We start from the raw sequence: 15,036 nt of genomic DNA, 5'->3' as shown, positions 1-15,036 counted from the left end.
TATGCCAGCTCCTGATTTTGTTCACTTACGAGTGCACTCAGACTTTTCGATGGTTGATGGTTTGGCAAAAACCAAACCAATAGTCGCTAAAGCACAAGAGCTTGAAATGCCAGCGCTGGCAATTACCGATCAAATGAACTTTTGTGGTTTAGTGCGTTTTTATGGCGCAGCGCATAACGCAGGTATCAAGCCACTTGTTGGTGCTGATTTTTGGGTACGTAGTCCTGAGTTTCCTGATGAACCAAGCCGGATAACGTTATTAGCTAAAGATAACACTGGCTATAAAAATATTACTTTATTGATTTCTAAAGCCTACCAACGTGGTCATGTGTTTCATCGCCCAGTGATTGACCGTGAATGGTTAGTTGATTTAAAAGAGGGGCTCATCATACTCTCGGGTGCTAAAGATGGCGATTTAGGAAAAGCATTAATAAAAGGCAACCCCGCTATTGTTGAGTCGGTGGTAAGCTTTTATAAGCAGCACTTTAGCGATCATTATTATATTGAGCTTATTCGTACCAACCGTGCTCAAGAAGAAAATTATTTGCATATGGCAGTGGAGCTTGCAACCACAGAGCAACTGCCTGTAGTGGCTACCAATGAAGTGGTTTTTTTAAAGCCAGAAAACTTTGAAGCCCATGAAATTCGGGTGGCTATTTTTGATGGTTATACCCTAGATGATAAACGCCGACCAAAGCGTTTTTCACAAGAGCAATACCTAAAAACGCCAGAGCAAATGGCAGAGCTATTTAGTGATATTCCAGAGGCGTTACAAAATACCGTAGAAATCGCAAAGCGCTGTAATGTAACCGTTCAATTAGGTGAGTATTTCCTACCAGATTATCCCACAGGCTCACTAAAAATTGATGAGTTTTTGGTTAAAGTCTCACAAGACGGACTTGAAGAACGACTGCAGTTTTTATTCCCTAATGAACAAGAACGCCAAGAAAAACGCGGCGAATACGATGAGCGTTTAAAGATAGAGCTCGATGTAATTAACCAAATGGGATTCCCAGGCTACTTCTTGATCGTAATGGAATTTATTCAATGGAGTAAAGATAACAATATTCCTGTAGGTCCAGGGCGTGGTTCAGGTGCGGGCTCCTTAGTAGCTTATGCGCTTAAAATTACCGACCTTGATCCACTAGAGTTCGATTTACTCTTCGAGCGCTTCTTGAATCCAGAACGTGTTTCTATGCCCGACTTTGACGTCGATTTTTGTATGGATAGACGTGATGAAGTAATTGATCACGTATCGGCCTTGTATGGCCGTGATGCGGTATCGCAAATTATTACCTTTGGTACTATGGCGGCCAAAGCGGTTATACGCGATGTAGGCCGGGTACTTGGTCATCCTTATGGATTTGTTGATCGTATTTCTAAGCTTATTCCGGGCGATCCGGGAATGACCTTGGCCAAAGCGTTTGAAGTTGAACCTCGTTTGCAAGAAGCCTACGACGGCGATGAAGAAGTTAAAGACTTAATCGACATGTGTCGTATTCTCGAGGGTTGTACCCGTAATGCCGGTAAACACGCAGGGGGGGTTGTAATATCGCCGACCACGATTACCGATTTTGCTGCGCTCTATTGTGATGATGAAGGCAAGTTTCCGGTTACTCAGTTTGATAAAAACGATGTAGAAACCGCCGGTTTGGTTAAGTTTGACTTTTTAGGCTTACGTACGCTGACCATCTTGCAGTGGGCAGTGGATATGACCAATGAACGCTTAAAGCGTGAAGGCAAACAGCCGGTTGATATCAACACCATTCCACTGGATGATAAAAAAAGTATAGAACTACTGCTGCGCGCTGAAACCACCGCCGTATTCCAGCTAGAATCACGCGGCATGAAAGACCTAGTTCGCCGATTAAAGCCCGATTGCTTCGAAGATATGATAGCCCTTGTTGCTTTGTTCCGTCCAGGTCCACTGCAATCAGGCATGGTAGATAACTTCATCGACCGAAAGCTCGGCAGAGAAGAGATTTCATACCCCGATGCGCAATATCAACACGAAAGTTTAAAGCCGATTCTTGAGCCGACTTACGGCATTATTTTGTATCAAGAACAAGTTATGCAAATAGCGCAGGTGCTGGCCGGTTATACACTAGGCGGCGCCGATATGTTACGTCGTGCCATGGGTAAGAAAAAGCCCGAAGAAATGGCAAAACAGCGCTCAACCTTTGAAGAGGGCGCGCGTAATAATGGAATAGATGGCGAGCTTGCGATAAAAATATTCGACTTGGTTGAAAAGTTCGCGGGTTATGGTTTTAACAAATCTCACTCAGCAGCTTATGCATTGGTATCGTATCAAACGCTGTGGATGAAAACCCATTATCCGGCCGAGTTTATGGCTGCGGTAATGTCGGCCGATATGGATAACACCGACAAAATAGTAACGCTGGTGGATGAGTGTGAAAACATGAAACTCACTTTGTTACCGCCCGATGTAAACGCCGGTGAATACAAGTTTACTGTTAATCTTCAAGGTGAAGTTGTTTACGGTATAGGAGCAATTAAAGGCGTGGGTGAAGCCCCCGTTGATGCCATATTAGAAGCGCGAGCGAAAGGCGGCCCATTTAAGGATTTATTTGATTTTTGTGCGCGTGTTGATTTAAAGCGCTTAAATAAACGTGTCACCGAAAAATTAATTTATGCAGGTGCATTAGATCAGCTAGGACCAGAAAAAAGCCAACCTGGGCGAGCAACGCTGCTGGCAAGTTTAAAAGATGCAATGCGCGCAGCCGATCAACACAACAAAGCTGAGCTGTTAGGGCAAAGTGACTTGTTTGGTTTACTGGCCACAGAGCCTGACGAAGTAGAACAAGCGTTTTTTAAAGCCACACCACTTACAGATAATCAGTGGCTTGATGGTGAAAAAGATACCTTAGGCCTTTATTTAACTGGCCATCCTATAAACCAGTATCGACGAGAGCTTGGCCATTATACTAGTGGCCGACTCATTGATTTGCAGCCCACTAACCGTGATGTAGTCTCAACTGGGGCGGGCTTGGTGATTGCCGCGAGAACCTTAATTAATAAAAAAGGAAATCGCTGGGGCTTGATAACTTTAGATGACAAAAGCGCCCGAATTGATGTACGCTTGTTTCCAGAACAGTTTGAAATGTACCAAGATATGTTGCAAATCAATAATATTTTGGTGATATCCGGACAGGTCAGCTTTGATAACTTCTCTGGTGGTATTACAATGACCGCCAGAGAAATAAACACCATTGCTCAGGCGCGTGAAAAGCGTATAAAAGCGATTAAGATGACGCTGAATATGGTGCAGATCGAGGCTGGTTTCTTCGATAAATTACAAAAAGTACTCGAACCATACAAAATGGGAACGTGTCCGATCAAGGTATATTATCAACGCCCCGATGCGTTGGTGCAATTAACCCTAGGGATCGAATGGTGTGTTACGCCAAGTGACGACTTAATTCATAAGTTATCGCTGATGGCAGCGCAAAATGTAGAACTAGAATTTAACTAATTAGGTAGTTTAGAGCATGAGCCTCAATTATCTTGATTTTGAGCTTCCAATCGCAGAATTAGAAGCAAAAATTGAAGAATTACAAAATGTAAGCCGCGCTGGCGAATTAGACCTTGGATTAGAAGAGGAAGTCAGCAAACTTAAAGAAAAGAGCGCACAAATGAAGGAGAAAATTTTCTCTGAACTTGGTGCTTGGCAAGTATCACAGCTAGCACGTCATCCGCTGCGTCCTTATACTCGAGATTATATCGAGCGTATTTTTACGGAATTTGACGAGTTTGCGGGTGATCGTACGTTTGCTAACGACCCTGCAATTTTAGGCGGCGTTGCTCGTTTAGATGGTGAACCTGTTATGGTGATCGGTCAGCAAAAGGGCCGTGGTACTGCTGAAAAAATTAAACGTAATTTTGGCATGCCAAAACCAGAAGGCTACCGTAAAGCATTGCGCTTAATGGAAATGGCTGAGCGTTTTAAAATGCCAATCATGACATTTATCGACACCCCAGGTGCATACCCAGGTGTTGGCGCAGAAGAGCGTGGTCAGTCTGAAGCAATTGCACGTAACCTAAAAGTAATGGCCGCACTAAAAGTACCTACAATTTGTACTGTTATTGGTGAAGGTGGTTCAGGTGGTGCATTAGCGATTGGTGTAGGCGACAGAGTAAACATGCTGCAATACAGCACTTACTCAGTTATTTCACCAGAAGGCTGTGCCTCTATTTTATGGAAAAGTGCTGATAAAGCGCCACTTGCAGCAGAAGCAATGGGTGTAACAGCCGAGCGTGTTAAAGAGCTAGATTTAATCAACAACCTAGTTGATGAGCCGCTAGGTGGTGCACACCGTAATTATGATGCCATGGCACGCAATTTAAAAGTTCGCCTTAAGCGCGATTTAGCAGATTTACAAGCGTTATCGCTTGAAGAAATGCTTGACCAACGTTACAAGCGTTTAATGTCGTTTGGTTATTGCTAAACATAGCTAAATGTAGCTAAATGTAGCTAAATATAGAAAAAAGCCGCCTATGCGGCTTTTTTTGTTTTAAAATAACGTAACGTAGAGCCTTTCTTATTGGGGTTATTAGCAATTCACTCATTGGTTATAATAATGAACACATCACAAATTTATCTGCAGGTACAAAAAGCCCTTAATCACTATATAGAAAACGGGCAATTCACATTTACTGTGGCCTTATCTGGTGGCGTAGATTCGGTGGTGTTGTTGCAGATAATGCATGGGTTAAAAGAGCAGTGGCCACAATTAAATTTAAGTGCAATTTATGTAAATCATGGCTTAAGTGATAACTCCCATCACTGGCAGCAATTTTGCCAAGCACGTTGTGAGCAACTTTCAATTTATTTTAAAGCGGCACACGTCATAATTAAGCAGCAATCGCGCATCAGTATTGAAGCGCAGGCTCGCGAAGCTCGTTATCAAGCGCTTGATGAATATAGCCCAAATGATAGTGTCATTTTGTTAGGCCAGCATTTAAACGACCAAGTAGAGACATTTTTACTTCGTTTAAAGCGCGGCTCAGGCTTAAAAGGGCTCGGCGCTATGCAGCAAACTCGCGTGCTTGAAAGTGGCCGTGAGTGCTATAGGCCATTATTGGCGGTAAAACGCAGCGAGATAGAAGCGTTTGCCCAGCAATTTAATATTAGCCATATTACCGATGAATCCAACGCCAATGAACGCTTTGATCGTAATTTTTTGCGCCAGCAAATAGTGCCTAAGTTGGCAGAGCGTTTTACTGGGTTTGAGCAGTGTACAGCACGAAGTATTGAATTATTACAGCAGCAGCAAGCACTGCTTGATGAATATACCCAGCAAGATCTCGCACAGTGTCTTAACCAACATCAGGCGCTTAATATACAAAATATGGCTCATTACAGCGCTATTCGCATTGCTAATGTATTACGCGCGTGGCTGGCATTATTTAGCCACACTATGCCCTCACAAAAGCAATTAACACAAATAATGAGCCAAGCCATTCATGCACAAGCTGATGCACAAATAAAAATTGAGCTAAGTGATGGGCAAATACGTCGCCATCAAGGTTTACTTTATTTTGTGCAACCAAAGCCATTAGCCGTTAATATTGAGCAGGTAATAAGTAATGAGCTGGTTTTGAGTGACGGAAAAAAATTATCATGTCAGCAAGGAGTGGGTATACGAGCCCCTAAAACGGATGAACAAGTTAGTGTGCGCTTTAACTGCAATAGTGCGCGTATTAAACCACTCAAAAAACCAGGTAGTAATACGCTTAAACATTGGTTTAAAGATGCAAAGGTAGCGCCTTGGCTACGTGCTGATATTCCATTAATTTTTTACAACGATGAGCTAGTGCAAGTGGTTGGTTATTTTGTTAGTGATAACCATAAAGATGAACATGGTGTAATTTGGGAGTATAAATTATGAGTCAACAAGCTCATGTTGGGCTGTCGCTTATCAATAAGGCACCCATTGGCATATTAATTACGCTATTGATTGCGGTTTTAGCGAATGTATTTTTAACCCTTAGTATTACTACCCTCGGCTACGCTGTATTGGGTGGCATGGTATGTGCCGCCATTTTACTTGCCTACTGGTTGGGTAAAGGGGGCGTGTTTTTCATTTTAGGAGTGAGTACGCCTTTACTGTTGGTGCTTTTTACACCGCTTGCAACAATTGCCGCACTACTTAATTTACTCAGTGGCTTCTTTTTTGGCTTTTGCGTCATGCTACTAATTTACAAATACTTTATATTAAAAAAGTAGCGTAAAAAAGCCCAGCGGGGGAGGCTGAGCTTTTCTAATATTTTGCTCTTTTATTGCTTAGTAAGCTTTTGCGCAGTTTCGCCCAGATGCCTTTGCTTTATATAAGCCCTTATCCGCACGAGAAAATATCTCATTTTGGCAATCATCACTGTTAGTTAGGGTAAAACCAATACTGGTTGTTACATTGTATTTAGACATAATCGGTGAGTTTCTTACTAAACGCATAATACGTTCAGCAATCACTTTATTGGTGGTAAAAGCGGGGTCCTCAATTAGTATTGAAAACTCATCGCCGCCAAAACGAAATACCGAATCTGTGCCTCTAATACTACTAGATAAAACTGTGGCAAATTCTATTAAAACGTCATCGCCAATTTTATGACCATAGTTATCATTTACTTGTTTAAAATTATCTAAATCAAGCAGCATTAAACTAAATGGATGGCCGTTACGTCTATGACTTTCAAGCTTTTGTTGTAACATGTCATTAAATTGACTACGGTTGTTTAACCCCGTTAAAGAGTCTTTAGTTGCTAGCTTTAATACACGGCTGTACATTATTGCATTTCGCAGTGGATATATTAATACGCTGTGAAAGTGCTGCAGCTTTTTTTCAATAGCCGCACTAAGCGGATATTTGGTGTAATAAGTGAGTGTGCCTAAATGCTCATTTTCCACTTTTAGATCAAATGAGTAGGCTGGGTTTTCAACATCACTATTAGGTGTTTTTACATCAATATGAGCTGATTGAAAGTGCACCCCAGAAAAATTAAGCAGTTGTTTTGCAAAGCTTGCAAATGTACCTAAAATATCTTCCAGCACTAGGCTAGTTTGCAGTTTGGCCGCCAGCTCATGTAGTGCTGTTGGTGTATTGCTATTGTATTGCTCCGCTGAGAACGGCAAAAATTCACCGCGTCCAGAGATACGTTGTGTCAAAATATGAACGTTTTCCACTATTTATTCCCCCTATAGTATTACTTTTTATAAATAAGCAGATTGCGTGCCATATTTTTATTCTGGCTGAAAGTTATGCGGTTGCTATAGTTAAGTCACACTCCATAGATTGTTTTAAGGTTTGCGTTGCAAAGTATTAATGCTCAGATTTTTGGACTTTTAGTCGCTGCGGTTTTATTTGTATGGATATTTAAGCGCATAGGGCTTCCCCCTGTATTGGCATACTTGGCTGTGGGTTTATTCGCGGGTGGTCATGGTGTCGGCTGGATGACACAAAGCCATGAAATAGACTTTATTGCAGAGCTAGGTATTGTATTTTTGCTATTTAGCTTAGGTTTGGAGTTTTCAGTATCGCACCTAATGGCAATGCGTAACATTGTATTTGGTTTAGGGTCGTTGCAAGTATTTGTTAGTAGTATTTTGCTGATTGTGATTCTGTACTTATTAAATTTTAATTTATTAACCAGTTTTACCATGGGCATTATTATTATGCTTTCCTCTACTGCGGTAGTTGCTAAATTATTAAAAGAGAGCGGCGATTTAAATAAACGCCGAGGGCAATTAGCAATCGGCGTTTTACTATTTCAAGACATTGCCGTTGTACCATTACTGATTATTTTACCATTATTTGCCAGCAGTGATTCTAATGATATTGGCTGGGCATTATTGTTTGCACTTTCTAAAGGGGCGTTTGTATGCCTTTTGTTATGGGCTATTGGAAAATGGGTTTTACCTAAAGTTTTTAATGAAGTGGCATTAGCAAAAAGTGATGAACTATTTGTGTTAACGACTCTATTAGTTGCTTTGTTTGCGGGTTTACTTACTTATTCATTTGGCTTATCAATGGCATTAGGGGCATTTTTAGCGGGTATGATGCTTGGTGAAAGCCATTACCGCCATCAGCTAGAAGCGGATATTCGCCCGTTTCGTGATATTTTAATGGGTTTATTTTTTGTCACCGTAGGTATGCAGCTAGATATCAGCTTTGTTGTTAATCATGCAGGGATTATTGTTGTTGCCTTACTAGGAATTCTAATCTTAAAAATCGCCGTAGTAACCGTGTCGTCTTTATTTATGGGAGAGCGAAAACAGGACGCATTAGCCTGCGCTATTATGTTATGGCAAATGGGAGAGTTTGGTTTTGTGTTAATCGCACTTGCAGCACAGCATGACTTACTGAGTGCGGAGCAAGTATCATTTTTAATTGCCATGGGTGTAATTTCTATGGCACTCACCCCGTATTTAATCGATAAAACTCCCTTTATTTTAAAGCGACTGGGTATGTTAGAACGCGCTAAGTTTGCCTATGAAGATGAGCCACAAAGCAGTACGCTTTATAATAATCATGTAGTTATATGTGGATTTTCTCGGGTAGGGCAAACTATTGCCCGCTTTTTATCGCCAGAGGCTATTGATTATGTGGCCATTGAAAGCGACCCCATATTAGTACAAGAAGGAAAAGCGGCGGGTGAACCATTATTGTTTGGTCACGTTGAGCAAAAAGATATTTTAAAGTGTGCAGGGATAGAGCGAGCACGTTTAGTGATTATTACTTTTACGGAATTTCAACAAACTCAAATAGTGATTGATGCTATAAAGCAGGTTGCTCCTAGGGTAAAAATACTCATAAGAACCCGTGATGACAGCCAACTAGAGCGTTTAAAAGATTTAGGCGTCACTGAGGTTGTTCCTGAGGCATTAGAGGCAAGCTTAATGCTGGTCTCACATGTGTTGTCTATGTCGGGTGTACCAATGAGCCGAATAATTCGCCGCGTTAGTAGTGAGAGGCGTAACCGCTATAAGCTATTACAAAGCTTTTTTGCAGGCGAAAACATCGAAAGCGATACCAATTTGCCCGAACGCTTAGAGTACTTACATGTCATTGCCTTGCCGGATAAAGCATTTGCGGTAAACAAGGCTATTAGTGAGCTTAATTTAGCTAAAAGAAAGGTGCTAATTAAGGCGCTTCGACGTGAAGGCGAGGAGATAGAGATGCCACAGGAGCATACCATATTATACGCAAATGATATTTTAGTATTGCAAGGTAAACCTAGGCGAGTAGAGCATGTTGAGCATTACTTACTTGATGGCATTGAGTAAGAGTGGCTTCTTAGTCTAGCTCTAAAAACTTTCTCATCTCGGGCAGTTGCTTCATACCATCTTCGTATCCAATTTGAATTAAGTGCTGGGTGTAGCGTTTTTCAAATAATAAATAACTGGTTAAACTCGACTGAGAGCGTTTTTTTACACCTATCATACGCAGTAACACTTTAATTGCCCAAGGCATATCGTCATAGTATTGCGCTGCAATTGCATTAAAGTTTTGCGAGGGGTTAATGATAAAGCTGTCTATTTGTTTTAACTCTTGATGCTTTTGCTTATTTGGTAATAACCCCAGTGTACGGTTTACTCTATCTAAGCGTTCTAAATCAGACTGCATGGTGTCGGTAAATACACTGTCGAGTAAGTGACCTGCTACCGCAGAAAGCCCTGGAAAATGCGCAGAGTAACCTGGAGGATGAGGTTCCTTGGGTTGCTCAACACCAATAATAAATATTTTGTTTGCCCCTAAGTGAATAGACGGGCTTAAAGGTGAAAGTTGATGTATTGAACCATCACCAAAATAGTGGTTATAAATATTTACACTAGGGAACACCATAGGAATAGCACTAGAGGCCATTAAATGCTCAACATTGATACGCGTAGCGCGACCCTCGCGCTTTGCTCGTTGCCAAGAATGCTGTGTATTTGACTGAAAAAAAGCAACAGAATCACCAGTAGTATAACTAGATGCTGTAATCGACAGCGCCTCTAAATAGTCACGATGTAAGTTACGTTCAATTCGATGTAAATCAAGAATATCGTTTAATAGTTTTCTAAGTGGCCGATTATTTAACAAACTCGCTGGTGGATGGTTTATATGCTCAGACTGAAAACTAGTTAAAATATTACGAGTAATATGGCCAAATACACTCAGAAAGTCACTTTTGTATACCATAGAGGTGGAAAAGTTTTTCCATACTGTTTCTAGCTTTCTAACGGCTAAATGCATACATGAAGCGTAACACGCTAACGCCGCAGAATTAATTGCGCCAGCAGAGGTTCCATTTATCACTCTAAAGGGCAGTGGGGCAGTTCTGGGCATACTTTGCGCTAATGCTTTTAACACGCCCACTTGGTAAGCCGCTCGGGCACCACCACCGGTAAGTAATAAAGCCACTTTTGGTTTACTAGGATCGACTTGCTTAATTTTCATATTACGTATTTAAACTGTTCACTGTCTTTACTTTATTTATTCACTGTAAGTCTTTAAGCTAGAAGAATCAAAGGATACATTAGCTACATTAATAAATATTAGTGTAAGTTATGAATTAAACCTGTTTAGAGTACTCTAAACAGTATCGCATTTTTATATTTATGGAGTTCGTATGTCAGATAAACCATCAGGATCAGACGTTCAAAAACGTCCGCCGAATAACAACCTTATCTTTGCTGGGGTTATTTTATTAATCATCATTATTGCCGCTGCGTTTGCTTTATTAAAACCAAGTGAAGCTCCAAAAACAGTTATGCAGGTTGAAGAACCAGTAAAAGAACAACCTATTATGGAGCTAAAACCTGAGAACGACCCTGTGGTAGGTGCGCCCTCTGTTAAGCCTGAAAAACCTGCCGAATTAGCCGTTCCAGCTCAGCGCCCAGAAGTTGAGCCTGAAGCTGAAGTTGTGCCTTTACCAGCGTTAAACGACAGCGATCCTGTAGTCATCGCAAAATTAGATGAATATTTGGGGGATGTAGCGATGAGCTTAGTGTTAAATGATGATGTTATTCGTCGTGGCGTGGTATTTATTGATAATTTAGCAAAAGGCAAAGTGGCTACCAAGCATACCCCAGTTGCAAAATTAGAAGAGGGTTTTAGCGTAAACGAAGGGGATATTTTAACAATTGACCCTAATAGCTATGAACGCTATACCCCGTATGTAAAAATACTCACAAGTATGAGTGCAGCTCAAACTGTGCGTTTATACGAAGAGTATAAACCGCTGATCAACAGCGCATACACTGAGATTGGTTATGGTGATGATGAGTTTACTCAAACACTTGAAGATGCCATTGACCTGTTACTTGATACTCCTGAGCCAAAAGGTAGCTTACCATTATTGCGTGATTCAGTGACCTATCAGTATGCGTTTTCAGAATGGGAGCAATTACCCGCTGCGCAAAAGCAACTTTTACGCATGGGCCCAGAGAACATGAAAAAAGTAAAAGCGGCACTACGTAACATAAAAGCTGAGTTAGAGAGCAATTAATAATCGCTTTAACACCCAAATAGACTGCGATTGTATATGAAGTATGCAATCGCACTTTCTTTTTTGATTATCCCTTGAATAACAGAGCAAAAGTAGAGATAATCTCAATCGCGCCAACCAAGGCCCTCAATGGTAGTCTTATTGGTCCTCTCGCAACACTAGCAGGCGAACCTGGTCAGGCCCGGAAGGGAGCAGCCACAGTTTGTGACGTGTGTGCCGAGATGTGGCTGGTAAGACTGCCACCCAAACTCCTCATTTGGGTGCTTATAATTCTTCAAATATTAATCCATGTATTTTAAGTGAGTTTTACTTAAATTTTGTATCAGAATAACTCTTTTCACTTAATGTTTTTATAAAGTAAAGCCAACCGACAGCGTTTTATTTCTTATACAAATACTGAAAGTATAAATTTCATAGAAATTAATGTTAATAATGATGGTTTTTGCTACAAATCAAACATTTCAAGGCACGGTTCCTTCATTGAATACCTTTTAAAAAGTAGCAATCGAATATTAATAATGCTTTTAATAAGTTATACGATTAGGTAAAAGTAAAGTGTAAAAATATAAAAATCACTTAACAGTTTGTTATTTATAAAAATTTAAACTACTTTTTATAGTGAGCTGCCGAGTAGGTAGCTGAAAATGTACAGCAAAGCGGGAAGTTGTGAGCCTTTTTGTGAACTGCCGAGTAGGCAGCTGAAAATTTAGAAAATAGTCGTGTAGTTCCTACACGTGTATCTTCTGCCGAATAGGCAGCTGAAATTAGGCCAGGAAGTAAACAAGCACAACTTGTGACTTTTAACTGCCGAAAAGGCAGAGGCTAAATAAAAAGACCCCAGCAAACGCTGGGGTCTTTTTATTCAACTTTAATTAAGGTATGAGCTATTTGTGTTTATTCATACTTGATCTATTTCTTGTTTCACAGATAATTTTATCCTTATCATCTAAGCCATAAAGTTTTTCGTTACTGCTCAGTTTTTCAAAATGCTTAGAAAAATCCTGTTCTAAATTAGAGTTTATAGCTTCGTCAAAATTATTCATAAATACACCTTGTTCAGCTGCTCTAAGATCATCTACGGACAGCCGACCATCTAATGCAGCTTTTACATTTTCATAATCGAAACTCTCCGATTTATCAATGGTGCTGCTAGTTTTTATTGTTTTAGCCATATTAAACTCCCAAAATATAAGAGCTGTTATTATCTAACCATAACTTAATTCTAGAAATTTGCGAAGTTCGGCTATTAGCGAAAAGCAAACTGTCGAGTAAACTTGTTTTTTGGACAGAAGTGACCTCGGGCCTTTTTCTAGTGTGGGTGGCATGGATCAGGATAATTCATGCGAAAATAAAAGAGCCAGCAATCCAGCTGGCAAAAAAGCAGTGTAAATAGCTAACAAGACTTTCAGTGGAAGTCAAACCTTGGTTGCTATCTCTTTTAGTGTTTCACGTAGTGCATTGATATCGAGAGCCCCCGGAACAACCCACCTTTTATTGATAATCAGCGTTGGCGTAGAAGTAATGCCATATTCTTGAGCTAACTTCCTATCGCGTTGTATCTCAGTTTGTCGTTCAGAAGAAGCAAAGTCATCAAGAAAACGAGGTTTATCTAGCCCAACCTCACCGGCAGTTTCTATAAGCTCGTCCAAATCACCGATATTTCTGTTTTCACTCATATGTGCATGTGTTACAGCATCAAAATAGTTCCAGTAAGCACTGGCTCCTCCCTGTTGTTCGGCGGCCTTACATGCCACCAAACCTGGCGTTGAAAATGGGTATTCAAACTTCTGCTGACGCATCCCTTCGACGTTAACGCGCTTGTTATCGTCGGCACGCGCACATTGCTCCCAGTGCCCCAAAATGATTTGCTTTGCTTGCTTCATTGAACCAAACTTGCCAATCATTTCTTCCCGTGTGGCTGACAAAGCAAATGCATGATGATGGATATCTAAATTAAACTCTTCTGCAAGTTGGCGTAGTCTAGCTGACAAAACATAACACCACCCACAAATGACATCGTGAAAAAAATCGACTCTAATCTTTTTGCTCATTACTTTTCTCCAAGGTTGAAAATATTACTGGTTCACCAACTGATGTCAGGCCCTGCTGGAACGATTCCATGTGGGTTAATGTGCTTGTGCGAGAAGTAGTAATGCTGCTTCATGTATTCGATATCAATCGTTTTTCTGATGCTCTCTTCACTGAGTAAATCCAACATATAGCGGTATAAGTTCTCGAAATTTTTTAGCGGCTCTTTATTAGCCTTAAAATGAACTTCATAAACCGCTTCAAACCTGACAAGTGTTGGCAATAAAAATAGATCCGATAGAGTAATATTCGAACCATTTAGATAACAAGTTTGATTTAGTCTCCTGTCAAGCTTCCCCATAGCATCAAACAAGGTGTCACTGGCTTGGTCATATTCTGCTTGAACTGTGGCAAAACCAACGTGGTAGACTTTTCGATTCACATTAAGATGCAACCACTCGTTGAGCTTCTCTATTTCTTCTCGCAGACTATTTGGAACCAATTCAACTTTGTTCTTAGCTAAAGGTAACCATTTGGTAGCTAACTCCATCGCTATCGAAGAGGAGTCATTACCTACAATGGTATGCTCTTGTTTATCCCAAAGTACAGGTACTGTCACTCTTCCTGTGTAATTTGGATTTGCTCGTTGGTAAAGTTCTACCAGATTTTGAGAACTATACAAAGGATCCGCGTTGAAGTCGTCAAATAACCATCCGTCGGAATATCGTTTTGCTGCAACAGAAGAAACAGTGATTGCATTATTCAACCCCAAATAGTTGATCACTAGATAAGGTCTATGAGCAAAAGGGCAAGCAAACGACATATACAAGTGATATCGCCCTTGCTCAGCGGCTTTCGGCAGTTCGAAGCTGTCCTCATTAGACAAGTTATTTGCTTCTTTATTGGGATACCATATCCCTTTTTCTAATACAGCCATTCGTTACTCCTAAGTACTTGAAACAGAGACTAATGTAACGTGAACTTTTACTCAACGTTACATTGTTGAGGTATACAGTGATAAATTTGACTCACAACATTGAACGTAACATCCATGCCGCTTTTTCATGCTCTCGCATTCGATCAGAGACCAATGATGCAGAAGATTCATCATCCCCATCTTGAGCCAATCTCAGCACGTCTCTGCAAGTCTTAACTACTTTTTCATGAGAACGAATAAGAATAGATACCATTCCCGTCGCCGCAGGCACGCCATCGACTTCAGCAATTGAACTCAGTTTAGCGAACGCTTTGTAAGTCCCAGGCGCAACTTCATCCAGTGTTCGGATTCGCTCAGCAATATCATCGACGGCGATTGCCAATGCGTTGTATTGTTCTTCAAACATAAGGTGTAGCTCGCGAAATTGGGGGCCAGTAACATTCCAATGAAAATTATGTGTTTGCAAATATAAGGTGTATGAGTCTGCTAGAAGGCGTTTAAGCGCTTCTACAATCACAACTCGATCCTGTTCATTTATTCCAATATCTACTTTCATATTTATA

General features: G+C 40.7%; 12 protein-coding genes and 1 other RNA gene. 7 read left to right on the top strand and 6 right to left on the bottom strand.

The features are described 5' to 3' along the window. Position 1 precedes the first annotated feature (1 nt). The 4 genes from dnaE (at position 2) to FLM54_RS10470 (ending at position 6,247) form a co-directional block, all read left to right on the top strand. Positions 2-3,493 carry a DNA polymerase III subunit alpha gene (gene dnaE, locus FLM54_RS10485; RefSeq protein WP_178956341.1) on the top strand — a complete coding sequence of 1,164 codons (3,492 nt, stop codon included), beginning with the start codon at positions 2-4 and terminating at the stop codon, positions 3,491-3,493. Positions 3,494-3,509: 16 nt separating this feature from the next. After that, on the top strand, positions 3,510-4,466 hold the full coding sequence (gene accA / locus FLM54_RS10480) for an acetyl-CoA carboxylase carboxyl transferase subunit alpha (protein ID WP_008110950.1): 957 nt from the start codon (positions 3,510-3,512) through the stop codon (positions 4,464-4,466). A 132-nt stretch (positions 4,467-4,598) separates the two neighbouring features. Beyond that, complete coding sequence (gene tilS / locus FLM54_RS10475; protein ID WP_178956340.1) at positions 4,599-5,909, top strand: tRNA lysidine(34) synthetase TilS; 1,311 nt, start codon at positions 4,599-4,601, stop codon at positions 5,907-5,909. Beyond that, a complete protein-coding gene (locus tag FLM54_RS10470) occupies positions 5,906-6,247 on the top strand; it encodes a hypothetical protein (RefSeq protein WP_138605024.1) in 342 nt (113 codons plus the stop codon). Before tilS ends, FLM54_RS10470 begins: the two co-directional genes overlap by 4 nt. Before the next feature lie 57 nt (positions 6,248-6,304). Here the strand turns inward: FLM54_RS10470 and FLM54_RS10465 are convergent, their stop codons facing one another. Then, complete coding sequence (locus tag FLM54_RS10465) at positions 6,305-7,201, bottom strand: GGDEF domain-containing protein (protein ID WP_178956339.1); 897 nt, start codon at positions 7,199-7,201, stop codon at positions 6,305-6,307. Between the two features lie 126 nt (positions 7,202-7,327). Between FLM54_RS10465 and FLM54_RS10460 the strand changes: the two genes are divergently transcribed. Continuing rightward, complete coding sequence (locus FLM54_RS10460) at positions 7,328-9,301, top strand: cation:proton antiporter (protein ID WP_178956338.1); 1,974 nt, start codon at positions 7,328-7,330, stop codon at positions 9,299-9,301. A gap of 10 nt (positions 9,302-9,311) precedes the next feature. Here FLM54_RS10460 and FLM54_RS10455 read toward each other — a convergent pair whose 3' ends face one another. Further along, positions 9,312-10,457 (bottom strand): patatin-like phospholipase family protein, encoded by a 1,146-nt coding sequence (locus tag FLM54_RS10455; RefSeq protein WP_138605021.1) that lies wholly within the window; start codon positions 10,455-10,457, stop codon positions 9,312-9,314. 172 nt (positions 10,458-10,629) lie between these two features. On the opposite strand from FLM54_RS10455, the gene FLM54_RS10450 reads away from it, so the two are divergent. Continuing rightward, positions 10,630-11,508 (top strand): DUF3014 domain-containing protein, encoded by an 879-nt coding sequence (locus tag FLM54_RS10450; RefSeq protein WP_178956337.1) that lies wholly within the window; start codon positions 10,630-10,632, stop codon positions 11,506-11,508. A gap of 139 nt (positions 11,509-11,647) precedes the next feature. After that, positions 11,648-11,744, top strand: an RNA gene (gene ffs, locus FLM54_RS10445) — signal recognition particle sRNA small type. A gap of 648 nt (positions 11,745-12,392) precedes the next feature. Here the strand turns inward: ffs and FLM54_RS10440 are convergent. The 4 genes from FLM54_RS10440 to FLM54_RS10425 all read right to left on the bottom strand — a co-directional run bounded on the left by FLM54_RS10440 (position 12,393) and on the right by FLM54_RS10425 (position 15,029). After that, positions 12,393-12,680: a hypothetical protein gene (locus tag FLM54_RS10440; protein WP_178956336.1), complete on the bottom strand. Its 288-nt coding sequence runs from the start codon at positions 12,678-12,680 to the stop codon at positions 12,393-12,395. A gap of 243 nt (positions 12,681-12,923) precedes the next feature. After that, complete coding sequence (locus FLM54_RS10435) at positions 12,924-13,559, bottom strand: DsbA family protein (protein WP_178956335.1); 636 nt, start codon at positions 13,557-13,559, stop codon at positions 12,924-12,926. Between the two features lie 32 nt (positions 13,560-13,591). Further along, the gene (locus FLM54_RS10430; RefSeq protein ID WP_178956334.1) at positions 13,592-14,473 is read right to left on the bottom strand and encodes a glutathione S-transferase C-terminal domain-containing protein; all 882 of its coding nucleotides are present in this window, start codon (positions 14,471-14,473) and stop codon (positions 13,592-13,594) included. Between the two features lie 91 nt (positions 14,474-14,564). Then, positions 14,565-15,029: a Dps family protein gene (locus FLM54_RS10425; RefSeq protein ID WP_178956333.1), complete on the bottom strand. Its 465-nt coding sequence runs from the start codon at positions 15,027-15,029 to the stop codon at positions 14,565-14,567. Between the last annotated feature and the right edge of the window lie 7 nt (positions 15,030-15,036).

The organism is Pseudoalteromonas sp. Scap25, assembly GCF_013394125.1.
Lineage (GTDB): Bacteria > Pseudomonadota > Gammaproteobacteria > Enterobacterales > Alteromonadaceae > Pseudoalteromonas.
The sequence above is the reverse complement of the archived record's forward strand: the minus strand, read 5'-3'. Positions and strand labels throughout refer to the sequence as shown.